The organism is Acinetobacter sp. UBA1496, assembly GCF_002324975.1.
Classification (GTDB): domain Bacteria; phylum Pseudomonadota; class Gammaproteobacteria; order Pseudomonadales; family Moraxellaceae; genus Acinetobacter; species Acinetobacter variabilis.
This window is the reverse complement of record NZ_DCRI01000055.1, coordinates 101,905-118,345: the sequence shown is the minus strand read 5'-3', so window position 1 is coordinate 118,345 and position 16,441 is coordinate 101,905. Positions and strand designations below refer to the sequence as shown.

The following is a 16,441-nucleotide window of genomic DNA, read 5'->3' as shown; positions in this document are numbered from 1 at the left end:
CCTCATGTTTGAATTCGCCTATATTTGTGAGACAAACATTGAGTATGATAGTTTAAATTAAATACTTTAATAAAATAATAACTATGCTTTATTCAGTGCAATTTCTTAGGGGGATTGCTGCCTTAATGGTAGTTATAAGCCATACCTCCTTTAAAGGACAACAATACAATGTAGATGCACTCCAGTGGTATCACATAGGCGGTTCTGGCGTTGATTTATTTTTCATCATCTCTGGCTTTATTATGTGTTATACAACATATAATAAAAAAGTTAATTTTTTAAATTTCATGAGAAACCGATTCATCCGAATCATTCCTCTTTATTGGGTTCTCAGTTTTTTTGCTTTAATCGTATTTCTGATTTCTCCAAATCTTATAAATTCATCTGGTGGTGAAACAGGAATTTTCGAATCCTTCTTCTTAATTCCGAATGGCAGTAAATTTTTAATCAATAATGGATGGACCTTAAGCTATGAATTTTATTATTATTTTATTTTTTCATTTTTCCTAATCTTTTTATTAAAAGACTTATATAAATATCTTTTTATCATTCTATATTTTTCAGTTGTTGTGGCTATAGGTTTAATACTCCAACCAAAATCTGAATTTCTGATGTTTTTAACCCATAATCTTTTGCTTGAATTCGCTTTAGGCGTTCTGGCATTTATCATTATAAAAAATACTAGTCTTTCCCGATTAATGTCTATATTTATGATTCTTATCGGAGCTTCCCTACTAGCCTATCAAAACTTTTATAAATTACCTGATTTCATCACCTTGAGATCATTAAAAATCGGGATCCCGATGTTTTTCATTTTTATTGGATGCGTAGCTTTAGAGGACTTAATCACTGAAACCAAATCACTAATTTTAAGATTTTTTAATCATCTTGGAGATTCATCTTACTCTTTATATTTGATTCATCCTTTTACTTTAAGCCCAGTTGCTATGGTTTTAAACAAACTCAATATATTAAACCCTTACCTATTTAGCTCTATACTTATTACTTCTTCTATCTTAGCAGGTTCTATTATTTATCTGGTTTTAGAAAAAAGGTTAATTAAATTAGGCAAAGAACCATTTAACTTCTTTAAGTATTTTTATCCGGTTGATAGAAAAAACTTATAGAGATTTTTTGATCACTTTATACGGTTTTTATCAATTTAAAATTTTATATAGGTTGACCAATTTAAAGACGAAAAACGGAGCCTAAGCTCCGTTTTTGTTAAATGCCTTTATATCTTTTAAATTAACTAATCTATTATAGGCATCAGTTAATTAAAAAAATATCAATGATTTCAATTAACTTTCAGTCAGTTAACGTACTACTCGAGCCTGAGACTCATGATGTACATCGCGTCGACCCAATTTTGTACCCGTATAAATCAGATACAAGGCAGACAAACCAACCAATACATAAATAATTCGAGATAGTGCGCTCATTTCACCAAAGATGGCAGCGACTAAATCAAAGTTAAACGCACCAACCAGACCCCAGTTGATGCCACCAATAATCGCTAAAGCATAAGCAATCCAGTCAAGCGTATTTAGTCTCATCATTTTTCTCCTGCTCTTCTTTGAGTTTATTTAAGGAACAGGTCAAGTATGAGAACGAAATCGGAATTAATATGTTGCTTTGATGCTAAAAACTCAATTGCTGTGTTGAATTCCTGTCATCTTATAATTCTCAATTTTAACAAAATTAATTTTATTTGAATAAGTCGCGATTAACGTAAGTAAATGTCTTGCTTGTTTCTCGATAGTATCTTTGTTCTATCTAGCTATTGGATAACTTATTTCTAAGAAAATAATTTACATTTTCTTAAAATTTTATAAATACTCATTTTAATATCAATAGATTAGAAAAATTAATGTCTTCAATAAGTCAATTTTTAGCTTTTTCCTATAAAGATAAAAAAGCCGATGCGATCATCGACTTTTTTATATCTTTTATTTAAGCAGCACGTGCTTGAGCCATTAAGGCTTCAATATCTTCCACAGTTTTCACTACTTTTGCAGTTAGCACTAGTGGGCCATTTTTGGTAGCAACCACATCATCTTCAATCCGGATTCCGATGCCACGCCATTTCGCATCTACAGTTTCATCATCTGGCGCAATGTAAAGACCCGGCTCAACGGTCACGACCATACCTTCTTCATATGCACGCCATTCACCGTTGGCTTTATATGTACCTACATCATGGACATCCATACCGAGCCAATGCCCAGTACCGTGCATATAGAACTGGCGGAAACTTTCAGTCTGGATAATTTCTTCAAGTTCCCCCTGCATAATCCCCAAATCAAGTAAACCTTGAACCAGAATGCGAACCGCCACATTATGCGGCTCTTTATAAGAATTCCCGATTTGAACAGCATTGATCGCAGCAATCTGTGCATCCAGTACGACATTATATAAAGCTTTTTGTTCCGGGCTGAATTTACCATTTACCGGGAACGTACGGGTAATGTCTGATGCATAAAACTGATATTCACAGGCAGCATCAATCAGAACCAGATCACCATCCTTCAGCTCTTTATCATTTTCCACATAATGCAGAATACAGGCATTTTCACCGCCACCGACAATACTGTTATAGGATGGTACACAGCCATTTTTACCAAAGATATAATTCAATTCAGCTTCTAAAGCATATTCCATCATGCCTGGACGAACTTTCTGCATAGCCAGTGTATGGGCTTCTGCAGAAATATCCGATGCAAGCTGCATCAGTTCAATTTCATTTTCATCTTTATGCAGACGCATTTCATCAACGATACGATCCAGCCGCATGATCTGTGCCGGTGCAGAAGTACCACGGCGGCTTTCACCACTGGCTGTTGCAATCCATTTAGCTACGCGTGCATCAAATTCGGCATTGTGCCCAATCCGGTAGAAAAGCTTGTCTTTGTTCTGAAGCTTGTTGAGGATTTCCTCATCCAGTAGATCAATCGCATAAGCTTCGTCCGCTTCATAATCATCAACGGCGCCATCCACTCCGGCACGGTAGCCATTCCAGATTTCCATTTCACGATCACGTTCGCGGCAGAACAGACTATAGGTATAGCCTTCTTCTTCCGTATCAAAAGTTTCAATGACTGCAACTGCTTCAGGCTCAGCAAATCCGGTCAGGTAAAAGAAACTGCTGTCCGCACGATATTTATAATCTGCATCACGGTTACGCAGGGCAACCGGGCTGGTGGCAATAATCGCGATACTACGTAATCCCATTTCCCCTGCGAGGATGTCACGACGTTCCTGAAAATCGGCTTGAGTCAGTTTCTTCATTACACCTTACTTCTTATCAATTGCTACTGTTATTTAAAATTTGATTCTGAAAACGGGTCAGATCAATTTACTATCATCTTCATGAGAAGACTCAGCAAAAAATATGCCGGTTTCAGAACCGTTTTTAATTTGTGTTTAAAACCGCTTGAACTTAACTCGGACGTTTCGGCGAGAAAATTTCAACTACAGATTGCGCTTCAGTTGCAGAAGCTGGAGCTGGTGCTTTTTGCGTGAATTTCTGCAATAAAGGTGTTTCCTCAACCTCTACTTTCTTACGACCGACGGACAGGCTTACTGGAATCAGACGAACAAACTCATACAACTCCTGATAACTTTCTTCACCCTCGGCATCGTCATCAGAGTCTTCAAATTCAACTGCTGCAACATCTTGTAAATGTTCAATCAGTTCCATTTCATCATTGCGGATATGACCTGAAGCCAGACCAAAACCAAGCACTACGCCTGCACACCAGTCAGCCAGAGCCTGAACGCGTTCTGCCAAGCTATGCTCATCATCTGGTAGTAATGGCAGATAATCCAGCTCATCTTCAGACAGCGCATGAAAGATGTCTTCTGCCTCACCTGTTAACAATTCTAATGCTTCAGGATTCAGTTCAGGGACATCTAGCGTTTCTAAAATCTGTACCCATTCATCACTTGAAGGTGCCTGAGTGACACAGACAATTCCAGTAAGCAAACCATGCAGTTCGCTTGGGCTAGAAATTTCTTCAATTGAAGAAAAATTGCGGTACCATTCTGACCAACCTGAAATATCGTCTTGCATTCGTTTATCCAATCTCTATACTGCTTTATATATTACCTTTGTTTGCAACACTGTGCGACCTCGATATGTTAGAAGAATTACAGCGTCTACAAGTGCATATTGGCGTTTTAAAAACGCGACTTGCACAACTTGAAAGTGAGAATACCAGTTTACGTGAGAAGCAAGAGGCTTCAAGCGTGCAACATGAAACTCAAATTGAACAAAAAAATAGCTTTATTGCGCAAAAACAACAAGAAATCCAGAACCTCAATCAGCAACTGACAGAATCACGTAATCAGTTTCAGCATTTAAACCAAGATGCTACAGCACTGGCAGATCGTTATAGCCGTCTGGAAAAAAGTTGCACTGATCTAAAGAACCGTTTTCAGGAAATTCTGGCTGAACGCAATGAATTGCGTGTGCTGAAAGAAAAGTTATTGCTGGAACAGCGTCATGCTCAACAAGAAATTCAGCGCCTGAATCAGGAATCTGAACGTCTTACCCAAAAAAATGAAAATGCCAAAGCTAAAGTTGAAGCCATTATTCAACGTCTGGCGATTTTGGGAACAGCCCAAGACCAAAATGCACAGGAAATTCAGCAATTGGCCCATCCTACTGAAGTGACTGAGGAAGCTTCATCATGAGTGAACAAATCGCAATCGACTTAAAGGTATTGGGTCATAGTTTCCGTCTGGCCTCGACTGCGGATCAGCAGGATGAACTACAACGTGCAGCGCAATTACTCAATGAAAAATACGATGAATTTCGCCGTAAAGCCCCTCGTATGGAACCAAGTAAACTGATCATTATGGTGGCACTGGAACTGATGCAGGAAGTATTGACGATGAATAAATCCCTGCAACAATATGCGCACTGCGAACGTTTGTTACAAACTATTTTAGAAGAAGTTGAAGAACTAACTGAATAATCGAGTTTTTTGTTTAAACTTCGGTCGTTCGACTAAACTGTTTACAGTTCACGAACAGCATAGAGTTGCCACATCGGCATTATCGTTTATACTTAGTCTAACTCTGAGATGTTCGCCAGCGGGTCAGATTCCCCTGAGCCGATATTTAAATCTTAGGATTGAGTTCTGCATATTTAGAGTGTATGCCCATCCGGTATGGGAAACCCAGCAAGTATGCGTCTCGTCCACCTTGAACTTTAGGGTTCAAGGGTAATGACATGCAGCGGCATCTTCGGAGTGCTTCTATTTTTCTAAAAATATTTCATTATTTATCTTGTTTTATAAATCTCAAATTTATTACATTTTCCTGGTTTAGCGTCCTGTATCCGTATCTTTTTTCGTCTTTTAAAAAGTTACCTGGATCTAAGTACAGATCGATTAATTCATCATAAATGTTTCATTATTTTTAAAATTCAATCAAAAATTCATACAGATGCCTATAATACTCGCTATGTTGCTACCCTCTATTTAAGTTATGGCATTTTATTAATCTAATGCCCTAAAATCTTGAAGACCATATTTATGACGACGATGAATCTTTCCGAACTTCGCAAACAGCTACGTAAACAGCGCCGTCAACTCTCTCGATTTACCCAAAAACAGACTCAACAACGTATCCTGAATATGATTCGGACTTTGCCAGAATTTCATGCAAGCAAGTCTGTGGGGGTTTATCTGGATGCTTTCGGTGAGGTTCGCACTCAGGCGCTAATTGAATACTGCTTTAAGCATCATAAACGGGTTTATCTCCCAAATATTTGCAATATGAACCAGCGGCTCACGTGGGTAGAAATCAGTCAAAATCATTATCATTCCCAGCGTTTTGCTCATCATCGGTTGGGAATGCGTGAACCCATGGCTACACGGGGGCTGCATGTCTCAAAACTGGATCTTTTGGTTATGCCACTATTAGCTTGTGATCAATATGGTACCCGGATTGGTATGGGAGGTGGCTATTATGATCGTACGCTGGCAACAGCAGCGCGCCGTCCTTTTCGCCTTGGACTGGCGCATGACTTTCAGCGTGTGTCACAACCTTTAGTCCGAGAAGTTTGGGACCAGCCTCTAGATGCCCTGCTTACGCCTACACTTTTACAACGTTTTAAGCGTTAAATGATGTATTTCCAAATACACAAGTACTTTAAAATCAAATAATTAGTAATTTTTTATACAATTTAGTCGCTATAGCCCTTGTAATTTTTAAATTACCCATCACTATTAAAAACATGGCAACACCGTTGTCACTCATTAGGAGTGCCCATGTCTGAAATTATTATGAATCAAGAAACCTTAGAGCCTCAGGTTCCAAGTGTATTACCACTTTTGGCGCTACGTGATGTGGTGGTGTATCCACACATGCAAATTGCGCTATTTGTCGGTCGTGAAAAATCGATCAATGCAGTTGATGTGGCTCGTAACAGTGACAATCTAGTATTTGTAGTTGCGCAAAAAGATTCGCTTACAGAAGAAATTGATCACGACAACCTCTATCAATACGGTACTGTCGCGAAGATTGTGCAAGTTGTGAATCACGAAAATGATGAAAACTGTATTAAAGTCCTGATTGAAGGACTGTATCGTGCCAAGCTCAAAACCATCATTGATGAAAATGAGTATTTGACTGCTGAGCATGAACTTAGCCCAATGACTGTATCAGTCGATGAAACCACTCAAGCTACGCGCTTACAGGAGCTGCGTGCCCTGTTCGCTCAGTATGCTGAAGCAAAACTTCGTAATGCTCGTGAGCTGATTGCAGCGGCGAATAAAATCGAAGACTTACTGCAGCTGTTATTCTTCGTAGCGACCCGTGTTCCTCTGAATATCGAAGTGAAACAGAAATTCCTCGAATACGACGAGTTCGATGCACATTTAACTGAGTTGATGACATATTTATTGCAACAGTCTGAAGAACAGCAGATTGAACAGACTTTGCATGACTCGGTTAAACGTCAAATGGAAAAAAACCAGCGCGAATACTTCCTGAATGAAAAAATGAAAGTCATTCAGCGCGAGCTTTCCGATATGAATGGCGGTGCAGAAGATGACGTTGCGGAAATCGAAAAACGTCTGGCTGAAGCTGATCTGCCTGAGCATGTGCGTAAGAAAGCGGAATCTGAGTTCCGTAAACTCAAAGCAATGCAACCAGCCTCTAGCGAAGCTGCGGTAGTTCGTAACTATCTGGAAGTGATTCTAGATACGCCATGGAACAAAGCCAGCAAAGTTAGCATTAACCTGAACAAAGCTCAGGAAATCCTGGATGCCGATCACTATGGTCTGGACGATGTCAAAGACCGTATTGTGGAATATCTGGCGGTTCAGTCTCGCGTGAAAAAATTACGCGGTCCAATCCTGTGTCTAGTCGGTCCTCCAGGTGTAGGTAAAACTTCCTTGGGTGAATCGATTGCCAAAGCGACTGGCCGTGAGTTTGTCCGTATGGCCCTCGGTGGTGTACGTGACGAAGCAGAAATTCGTGGTCACCGTCGTACCTACATTGGTGCGATGCCAGGTAAGATCGTGCAGTCATTGACCAAAGTTGGCGTGAAAAACCCGCTGTTCCTGCTCGATGAGATCGACAAGATGGCTCAAGACTACCGTGGTGATCCAGCTTCTGCGATGCTTGAAGTACTTGATCCATCACAGAACAACAAGTTCAACGATCACTATCTTGATCTTGACCTTGACCTGTCAGAAGTGATGTTCATCTGTACTGCCAATAGCATGAATATTCCAGAGGCCCTGCTGGACCGTATGGAAGTGATCCGTCTGCCTGGTTATACCGAAGAAGAGAAAGTTAACATTGCTGACCGTTACCTTGTTCCTAAAGCAATTAAGAACAATGGTTTACGTGCTAAAGAGTTGACTGTGCATGAAGAAGCGATTCGTGACATCGTGCGTCGTTATACGCGTGAAGCTGGTGTTCGTAACCTTGAACGTGAAGTGTCTAAAATTGCACGTAAGGTAGTGAAAGAAGCGGTTAGCAAGAAAGCTAAAAATCTTCAGGTTGAAGTGAATGCAGGTAATCTTCCAGATTACTTGGGTCCACATAAATTTGACTACGGTATGGCGGAAGAAGAAGCTCAAATCGGCCGCGTAAACGGCTTGGCTTGGACTTCAGTGGGTGGCGAGTTACTGACTATTGAAGTTGCAGCAGTACCCGGTAAAGGTAAATTCATTACCACCGGTTCACTTGGTGATGTAATGAAAGAATCAATTACCGCTGCCATGACTGTCGTTCGTACCCGTGCGGCTGAATTAGGTATCGAAGCTTCCCGCTTTGAAGAAACTGATGTGCACGTGCATTTACCAGAAGGTGCGACTCCGAAAGATGGCCCATCTGCAGGTTTGGCACTGACGACTGCTCTAGTGTCTGCATTCACCGGTATTGCGATTCGTCCAGATATTGCGATGACAGGTGAAACCAGCTTGAGTGGCCGTGCAATGCGTATCGGTGGTTTGAAAGAGAAGCTGCTTGCTGCGCACCGTGGTGGCATTAAACTGGTGTTCATTCCACAGGAAAACGTTCGCGACCTTGCGGAAATTCCTGAGAATGTAAAAGAAGGCTTAGAAATCAAAGCTGTTAAATCGATTGATGAGATTTTACCTTTGGCTTTGATCGATATGCCGAAATCACTGGTCAAACCACCAATTGTGAAAGCGAGCGAAGAAGCTAAAGCTGCACGTCATTAAGACCTAAAGGCTTTGAAAAACACCCTGCTCTGGCAGGGTGTTTTTGTATCCAAACGAAGATAATTTTAAAGACGAATCACCATATCGACCAAACCATTCACGACCTGAGCCATCTTGGTCAGATCCAGTTTATCTAAGGTATCCTGCTCGGTATTGTAGTAAGGATTACGATAATACGCTGTATCTGTAATCAGCATAGTTGAATAGTTAAACTTGGCATAATTCAAATAGCCAGAAAAATTCATGTCCTGAGCAAATGCCGGACTAATAAAACGCTGACAGTCTAGCCGCTTGAAACGTTGCATGGACGTGCAGTAATCTCCTGTCAAACTGGCTGATGCCAAATGTCCAATCGCAGCAATGAAGTTCCCATGCCGTGGATAGATCCATTTCAAACCTGTCGGATAGGTCTGCACTAGATTTTCATCATAATAGCCAATAGAATCCAGAATAATGACACCTTTCACTTTTTGCTTCTGGATCTTTAGTACTTTGGCATGTAAATAACTTCCCATATGTTCAGTCTTGAAATATGGTGGCTCCTCCAGTGTATAGAAAGCAAACTCGATATTATGTTTGAGTTTTGACTTTTGTAAGGCCAGTAATCGAGCTGTTTCCAGTACCCCTGCTACACCAGAAGCATTGTTATCAGCTCCATACAAGTCACTAAAGACATCATAATGGGCGCCAATAACCAGTTTGGTTTTGGCTTTGGAATTCAGCTGACATACCACATTTCTATAGCTTAGGTTATTTACAATATAGTTTTGGAACTGACATGGAATGCCAAGCAGACGCATTTGTTCTTTGAGCCATGCGGATACTCGATTCAATTCACTTGTATTTTTAAAATTCCGGTATTCGTCCACACTGATAATCTGTTTGATAAACAGTTTCAGATGTTCTGGCTGAGCCTGTTTGGAGGAAAAATTTGCAGGCGCAGCAAAGCTCATGCCTGAACTGGTTAAACCAAGAATAATTAGTAGAAAAGTACAAGATCTTTTAATAATGAAACTGGTCCGCATTTCTTATTATCCATTCCTTTATTATCAAGCGGATACTTGAATCATGGATATTAAAGCAACATTAAATTCATGATTTCAATTTCAATTTGTTTCCCTAGCTCAACTTCGTGTTGTTTGATCGTTATAATGAAGTATCTAATTATTGATCCAGTTCTATGAAAATCCGTATCTTAACCATCGGCCAGAAAATGCCGGCTTGGGTGTTGACAGGCTTTGAAGACTATTTCAAACGTATCCAGCCTTTTGTACAGACTCAGGTGGTTGAATTGCCCATGGCGAAACGGGGCAAAAACGATTCTGAAGCCGATATTCTGAAATACCGGAATATTGAAGGTGACAGTATTTTAAATGCCTTAAAACAGAATGAAGTCCTGATTGCACTAGAAGTCGGTGGACGTGAGTTTAGTACGGAAAAACTGGCTGAAACTATGAAAGGCTGGATGCTGGAAGGTCATGATATTGCCTTGGCGATTGGCGGGCCAGATGGCCATTCTGAAGCAGTCCGAAAAGCAGCAGCCTGGCATTGGTCTCTGTCTAAACTTACCTTGCCACATCCGCTAGTCCGTGTAATGCTGATTGAACAACTGTATCGTGCCATGAGCATTAACCATAATCATCCTTATCACCGTGCAGGCTGATCTGTTGATGCGTTCTGATTATGCAACGTTTTGTTGAACAATCACCCCTGCCTTTGCTTTCCTTTTTATTGCATGATTAAAACATTGAATTAATGTGGTTTGACTTATGAACTTACAGACTTTGCCCGGCTTATTTATTTCTCATGGTTCTCCCATGCTCGCGCTCAATCCTGAGCAGGTTGGCCCGGCATTGCACCGTTTAAGCCTGAATCTGCCACGTCCAACTGCCATTATTGTTATGTCGGCACATTGGGAAAGTGAAGCTCTGGAAGTCAATACAGGTATTCGTCCTGAAACTTGGCATGACTTCCGTGGCTTTCCACATGAATTGTATGAGTTACGCTACCCAGCTCCCGGCAATCCAGAGCTGGCTGAGCAAGTCTTGGGCTTATTGGCCAATGCCGGTCTCTCTGCACATGCCAACAGCACCCGTCCGCGTGATCATGGCGTCTGGATGCCGCTCTTACATATGTATCCAGAAGCAGATATCCCAGTAGTTGAAATTTCTTTGCCGATGTCGATGAGTGCAGAAGAGATTTACAAGATTGGCCAGACTTTGTCGCCACTTCGTGAGCAGCAGGTTTTCCTGATCGGGTCAGGGAGCATTACCCATAATTTGCGTGAATTGTCCTGGCAGGGAAATAGCGATGAAGTTCCAGAATGGGCATCTACCTTCCGAAACTATGTGGCCAATAAATTAACCCATAGTGATTTTGATGCCGTTCTGGACTGGCAGTCTATTCCTCAGCTAAAACGTAATCACCCAACACTGGAACACTTTGCTCCACTGTTCTTTGCTATGGGTACCGGCAACCGTTTCAGCATCGTACACAGCAGTTTTACGATGGGCGCTTTGGGGATGGATATCTACCGTTTTGACTAACCGATAGCTCCGCTTATTTAAAATCTGACTTTTTAATTTGGATACATTTTGTTAGCAAAAGCTACGATTTGTATCCATATTTTTTGTTAATCTCTTGATTATAATCATGTTGAAACTTTAGTACATAGAATATAAACCAATGAAATTCAGTATTTTTGCGCTTGCCCTATTCCCTTTGGCTTTAACTGCATGTCAATCTTCTCATCTTCCTGTCACTTCAGGAGATCCGGCTATTTCTACTCTATCTACTACATTAAAAACGCCTACACAAATTTTGCCCGCTTATACCTGGGAACTTGATCGTGGGCTGCAACGCCCGATTGTTCTGAGCTTTGATCAGCAAGGCAGACTGAGTGTCGCTTCTGGCTGTAATGGCCTTGGCACGAGCTGGAATGTTAAAGATAATACCCTGAGTACGGGTGACATGATGGGCACCATGATGGCATGTGATGCACCATTAATGGAACAGGAACGTTTTATCAGCCAGCTTCTGCAAAAGCGTGATATTCCGTTTAGTCTGGATCTAAGTGATGCCAATCAGCCGAAACTGAGTATTACTGCAGCTGATAGTCAAAAATATGTCTTTACCGGAAAAATGACACCGGAAACCAAATACCAAGGTCAGGCAGAAACCATTTTGCTAGAAGTTTCACCGCAGACTAAAGCCTGTACGGGTGTAGCTCAACAAACCTGCTTGCAAGTAAAAGAAATCAAATATGATGAAAAAGGCTTAAAGACTCAGGTCGATAAAGACTGGACTTTATTCTATGATCAAATTGAAGGTTTTCAGCATACACCGAATGAGCTTCAGATTATTCGGGTCAAACGTTATGAAATTAAAAATCCGGCAGCTGACCAGTCTAAATATGCCTATGTATTCGACATGACCGTACAGCGTGAAGCAGTCAAAGGCACTCTATAACGATAAAATCGCAATATAAAAAAACCGAGGCATTCACCTCGGTTTTTTTTCAAGCTTAAACTCAGTCAGACTTAGAATACGCCTTGAGAAAGCATTGCATCAGCAACTTTTACGAAGCCAGCGATGTTTGCGCCATCTACATAGTTCACGGTACCGTCTTCTTTCGTACCGAATTTTACGCAGTTGCGGTGAATTTCTTTCATGATTGCGTGTAAGCGCTCGTCAACTTCTTCGAAAGTCCAGCCTAAACGCAATGCGTTTTGAGACATTTCCAGACCCGAAGTTGCTACACCACCGGCGTTAGATGCTTTACCTGGCGCATAAAGAATTTTCGCTTCAACGAATTTCTCAACCGCTTCAAGTGTAGAAGGCATGTTCGCACCTTCAGCAACACAGATTACGCCGTTTGCAAGAAGCGCTGCTGCATCATTCGCATCAAGTTCGTTTTGAGTCGCACATGGAAGCGCGATATCACATTTGATACCCCAAGGACGTTGACCTTCAAGGTATTCAAAACCGTGTTTAGATGCAAATTCAGAGATACGGCCACGTTTAACGTTTTTCAGTTCCATCACTTCAGCAAGAAGCTCTTCAGTGAAACCGTCTTTAACGTGAACAGTACCCGCAGAATCAGATAGAGAAACAACTTTAGCACCTAGGAACATTGCTTTTTCAGCAGCGTACTGCGCAACGTTACCAGAACCAGAGATTGTTACCACTTTATCTTTAAAGCTTTCGCCACGAGTTTTCAGCATTTCTTCAGCGAAATACACTGTACCGTAACCCGTTGCTTCTGGACGAGCCAGAGAACCACCGAAAGTCAGGCCTTTACCAGTGAATACACATGAAGTGTCATTGCTGAGTTTTTTCATCATACCAGCCATGTAGCCAACTTCGCGGCCACCCACACCGATATCACCCGCTGGGATATCTGTATTAGAACCAAGATGACGATAAAGCTCGATGATTAACGCTTGGCAGAAACGCATGATTTCGCCTTCTGATTTGCCTTTAGGGTCAAAATCAGAACCGCCTTTACCACCGCCCATAGGCAATGTAGTCAGGGCATTTTTGAAAGTTTGCTCGAAACCGAGGAATTTCAAAATAGAAAGGTTCACTGACGGGTGGAAACGCATACCACCTTTGAATGGACCAATCGCTGAGTTGTACTGTACGCGGAACGCACGGTTAACCTGTGTTTGACCTTGATCATCTACCCAAGCAACACGGAACTGGATCGCACGCTCAGGTTCAACTAGACGTTCTAGTAAACCATGTGCTGCGTATTGTGGATTCTTTTCAATGAATGGCCACAAACTGGTCATCACTTCTTCTACAGCTTGAAGAAATTCGGGTTGATGTGCATCACGTGATTTTACGTAATCTAGGAACTCATTAAGTGTGTTGTATTTCAACGCTTAATCCTCAGCAGAAAATGGATCAAAATTGGTCAAATTTACAATCAATGTTAAATTTTGGCGCAAAATATTAAATATCTTTTGTAACTAATCTACAATACTTTTTTGAAAAATAGTTTAAATTTAATTTGATAACAATTATTTATATTGATTATGAATATTTTTTCTGTGTGCTTAAATACCAACTGAATCAATGCTTAATTGTTAGTTTATGCCTGATAATAATGCACAAAGTGACCCTTAATCGTGCATAACTTAGTTCCTTAAAAACATGTTAAAATCATTAAATTGACATATTTTGTTTCATTCACTCTAAGGCTCAGCCCGAGCAGCCTAGGTTATTCATGAATTCGCAGATCTCTCTAGTCCAGTCTATTGATGCTTTATTGCCTCAAACCCAGTGCGGTTTATGTGGTCATCGTGATGGCTGCTTGCCCTATGCTCAGTCCATTGTTAAGGGCGAAGATGCCAATAAATGTGTACCGGGTGGACAGCCCGTCGCTGATGCTCTGGCAGCATTGTTAAATCGTTATAAACTGCCCGCTGAAGAAAGCGTCTGGCCAATTCAGGCGGATGGTCGTCCTCAGCGCATGAAAGCCATCATCCGTGAAGATGAATGCATTGGCTGTACCAAATGCATCAGTGCTTGCCCGGTCGATGCGATCATTGGCTCAGGCAAATTGATGCATACTGTGCTTACTGACTTGTGTACCGGCTGTGAACTCTGCATTCCGCCCTGCCCGGTAGACTGTATTGATCTGGTCGAAGATCTTCAGCCTTTGCCAACTGAAGCTCAGCGTATTGCTGAACAGGATGATTTGCGTAAACGTTACTATGCGCATATTCAACGTGAAGAAAAACGCCGAATTGACCGTAAAGGTCCAGTGGTTCGTGCAGAAATTAATACAGCCCTATTTGCCCAGTTCTCTGCTCAGGTCGATCAGGTTCCTGTCATTGAAATCGTGAAAAAACCAGCAGATGAAGTGGTTACACTTGATGCCAAAACCACGATTGAGCTTGCTAAATTACGCACACAAATCAAAAAGTTAGAAAAACAGCTTTCTGTTCGTGAGGATGCACGCAAACGCCTGCAACTTGAAGAACTGACGCAGCAATTACAGGCTTTACAGGGATAAGACATGATAACAGTAACAGCTAAGCCTGTAAAAAACATGACTAAAAAACAGATTCAGACTTTCTTTGAGCGCCTGCGTGAGCAGCGTCCGAATCCAAAAACTGAATTGAATTATTCAAGTCCATTTGAATTACTGGTTGCAGTGACCCTGTCTGCCCAGGCTACGGATGTGAGCGTGAATAAAGCCACCGATAAACTGTTTCCGGTCGCCAATACACCGGAAGCAATTTATGCACTTGGTGTAGATGGCCTCAAGGAATATATTAAAACGATTGGCCTGTATAACTCCAAAGCTGTGAACGTCATTAAAGCCTGTGAAATGTTAATCAAGAAGCATAACAGCGTGGTACCGGACAATCGTGCAGATCTAGAAGCTTTACCGGGTGTAGGGCGCAAAACAGCGAATGTTGTGCTGAATACTGCCTTTGGCCAGCCAACCATGGCTGTAGATACGCATATCTTTCGTGTTGGTAACCGTACCGGTTTGGCAGTGGGTAAAAACGTGCTTGAGGTCGAGCATCGTCTGGTCAAAGTGATTCCAAAAGAATTTATTATTGATTCACATCACTGGTTGATTTTACATGGTCGCTATTGCTGCATCGCACGTAAACCGAAGTGTCACGAGTGTGTGGTCGCTGATGTCTGTAACTGGCCCGACCGTTTTGAATTTGGTGCAGGTCACGCAATTCCGGTGAAAAATATTGAAGCTGAACTTTAGGTTCAGCTTTTTTAATTTAAGTACTCGAAATTTTTTTATTTTTTATTTTGCTCAGCCTGTTCTTGCTTGCGCTTTTGCTCAAGCTCGGCCTGTAATTTAGGATGCAGCTGACGCTCAGGTACCTTACCCGCATTTTCAGCACGTTCTTCCTGACGTACTTTTTTCAGCATCTTGAAGCTGACATAGAACAGCGCAAACAGTACTGCCAGAAATACAATCATCAATCCCAATACAGCAAATTTCACAGCAGATCCTTTTGAACAACGCAATAAAAAGAGCCCTAATATGACTTAGGGCTCTTTGAAAGTCAAAATGATCGGAAACTGATTATTTTGCTTGATCCAGAATCGCAAAAAGATCTTTTTGAACTTCTTCGATTGGACGTAGACCATTTAACTTGTCATAAGTCGGTGCATTTTCGCCTGAAGCTGCACGGCCTTGATAGAAGCCAACCAGCTGTTCAGTTTCAGTGTGGTATGAACCTAAACGGCGACGAATAGTTTCTTCCTGGTCATCTGGACGTTGTACCAGATCTTCACCAGTTTCATCATCTTTACCTTCCACTTTTGGCGGGTTGTAAACGATGTGATAAACGCGACCAGACGCCGGGTGTTGACGACGACCAGATAGACGTTGAACGATTTCTTCATCCGGCACATCAATTTCAATTACATGATCAATTGCAATGCCTTCTTTTTCCAGCGCTTCAGCTTGAGGAATCGTACGTGGGAAACCATCAAAGATGCAGCCATTTGCACAGTCAGGTTGTGCAATACGCTCTTTGACCAGACCAATGATCAATTCATCAGAAACCAAACCGCCATTGTCCATGACGCTTTTAGCTTGTAAACCTAATTCAGTTCCTTCACGAATTGCAGCACGGAGCATATCACCGGTTGAAATTTGTGGGATATTGTAGCGCTTACAGATCAACTGAGCTTGTGTACCTTTACCTGCTCCAGGTGGTCCGAGTAAGATAATGCGCATATATAAACAT

17 protein-coding genes and 1 other RNA gene are annotated in these 16,441 nt (G+C 41.4%); 11 read left to right on the top strand and 7 right to left on the bottom strand.

Translation table 11 applies throughout. From position 1 onward, the window contains the following. Positions 1-83: 83 nt before the first annotated feature. Entirely contained in the window at positions 84-1,127 is a 1,044-nt protein-coding gene (locus B3143_RS06790; RefSeq protein ID WP_228301718.1) for an acyltransferase family protein, read from the top strand. A 189-nt stretch (positions 1,128-1,316) separates the two neighbouring features. On the opposite strand, the gene B3143_RS06785 is transcribed toward B3143_RS06790, so the two are convergent. From B3143_RS06785 to B3143_RS06775, 3 genes are all read right to left on the bottom strand, one after another. Beyond that, positions 1,317-1,556 carry a DUF378 domain-containing protein gene (locus B3143_RS06785; RefSeq protein WP_034703714.1) on the bottom strand — a complete coding sequence of 80 codons (240 nt, stop codon included), beginning with the start codon at positions 1,554-1,556 and terminating at the stop codon, positions 1,317-1,319. Positions 1,557-1,953: 397 nt separating this feature from the next. Beyond that, a complete protein-coding gene (gene pepP, locus B3143_RS06780; RefSeq protein WP_208462437.1) occupies positions 1,954-3,288 on the bottom strand; it encodes a Xaa-Pro aminopeptidase in 1,335 nt (444 codons plus the stop codon). Between the two features lie 151 nt (positions 3,289-3,439). Beyond that, positions 3,440-4,072, bottom strand: coding sequence for a UPF0149 family protein (locus tag B3143_RS06775; RefSeq protein WP_034170482.1), 633 nt, complete (start codon positions 4,070-4,072; stop codon positions 3,440-3,442). 65 nt (positions 4,073-4,137) lie between these two features. Here B3143_RS06775 and B3143_RS06770 point away from each other — a divergent pair, with 65 nt between their 5' ends. The 5 genes from B3143_RS06770 to lon all read left to right on the top strand — a co-directional run bounded on the left by B3143_RS06770 (position 4,138) and on the right by lon (position 8,705). Then, a complete protein-coding gene (locus B3143_RS06770; RefSeq protein WP_004782884.1) occupies positions 4,138-4,695 on the top strand; it encodes a hypothetical protein in 558 nt (185 codons plus the stop codon). After that, complete coding sequence (locus B3143_RS06765; RefSeq protein WP_005234746.1) at positions 4,692-4,979, top strand: cell division protein ZapA; 288 nt, start codon at positions 4,692-4,694, stop codon at positions 4,977-4,979. Before B3143_RS06770 ends, B3143_RS06765 begins: the two co-directional genes overlap by 4 nt. A 97-nt stretch (positions 4,980-5,076) precedes the next feature. Continuing rightward, positions 5,077-5,261, top strand: a non-coding RNA gene (gene ssrS, locus B3143_RS06760) — 6S RNA. Between the two features lie 288 nt (positions 5,262-5,549). Next, positions 5,550-6,131: a 5-formyltetrahydrofolate cyclo-ligase gene (locus B3143_RS06755; protein ID WP_034170526.1), complete on the top strand. Its 582-nt coding sequence runs from the start codon at positions 5,550-5,552 to the stop codon at positions 6,129-6,131. A gap of 147 nt (positions 6,132-6,278) precedes the next feature. Further along, entirely contained in the window at positions 6,279-8,705 is a 2,427-nt protein-coding gene (gene lon / locus B3143_RS06750; protein WP_034170483.1) for an endopeptidase La, read from the top strand. A gap of 65 nt (positions 8,706-8,770) precedes the next feature. On the opposite strand, the gene B3143_RS06745 is transcribed toward lon, so the two are convergent. Next, the gene (locus B3143_RS06745) at positions 8,771-9,730 is read right to left on the bottom strand and encodes a M28 family peptidase (RefSeq protein ID WP_208462436.1); all 960 of its coding nucleotides are present in this window, start codon (positions 9,728-9,730) and stop codon (positions 8,771-8,773) included. Positions 9,731-9,885: 155 nt separating this feature from the next. Between B3143_RS06745 and rlmH the strand changes: the two genes are divergently transcribed. The 3 genes from rlmH (at position 9,886) to B3143_RS06730 (ending at position 12,173) form a co-directional block, all read left to right on the top strand. Then, entirely contained in the window at positions 9,886-10,368 is a 483-nt protein-coding gene (gene rlmH / locus B3143_RS06740; RefSeq protein WP_004782895.1) for a 23S rRNA (pseudouridine(1915)-N(3))-methyltransferase RlmH, read from the top strand. Positions 10,369-10,474: 106 nt separating this feature from the next. Then, entirely contained in the window at positions 10,475-11,251 is a 777-nt protein-coding gene (locus B3143_RS06735) for a dioxygenase (protein WP_034170485.1), read from the top strand. Positions 11,252-11,390: 139 nt separating this feature from the next. Beyond that, positions 11,391-12,173 carry an META and DUF4377 domain-containing protein gene (locus B3143_RS06730; RefSeq protein ID WP_208462435.1) on the top strand — a complete coding sequence of 261 codons (783 nt, stop codon included), beginning with the start codon at positions 11,391-11,393 and terminating at the stop codon, positions 12,171-12,173. A 71-nt stretch (positions 12,174-12,244) separates the two neighbouring features. Here B3143_RS06730 and gdhA read toward each other — a convergent pair whose 3' ends face one another. After that, entirely contained in the window at positions 12,245-13,588 is a 1,344-nt protein-coding gene (gdhA, locus tag B3143_RS06725) for an NADP-specific glutamate dehydrogenase (protein WP_175967170.1), read from the bottom strand. A 347-nt stretch (positions 13,589-13,935) separates the two neighbouring features. Between gdhA and B3143_RS06720 the strand changes: the two genes are divergently transcribed. Both B3143_RS06720 and nth read left to right on the top strand, forming a co-directional pair. Beyond that, positions 13,936-14,727 (top strand): RnfABCDGE type electron transport complex subunit B, encoded by a 792-nt coding sequence (locus B3143_RS06720; RefSeq protein ID WP_208462434.1) that lies wholly within the window; start codon positions 13,936-13,938, stop codon positions 14,725-14,727. A gap of 3 nt (positions 14,728-14,730) precedes the next feature. Next, on the top strand, positions 14,731-15,444 hold the full coding sequence (gene nth / locus B3143_RS06715; RefSeq protein ID WP_208462433.1) for an endonuclease III: 714 nt from the start codon (positions 14,731-14,733) through the stop codon (positions 15,442-15,444). A 35-nt stretch (positions 15,445-15,479) separates the two neighbouring features. Here nth and B3143_RS06710 read toward each other — a convergent pair whose 3' ends face one another. Together B3143_RS06710 and adk are read right to left on the bottom strand one after the other, a co-directional pair. Then, a complete protein-coding gene (locus tag B3143_RS06710; RefSeq protein ID WP_034170490.1) occupies positions 15,480-15,689 on the bottom strand; it encodes a hypothetical protein in 210 nt (69 codons plus the stop codon). 82 nt (positions 15,690-15,771) lie between these two features. Further along, entirely contained in the window at positions 15,772-16,431 is a 660-nt protein-coding gene (adk, locus tag B3143_RS06705; protein WP_004782907.1) for an adenylate kinase, read from the bottom strand. Positions 16,432-16,441: the final 10 nt, after the last annotated feature.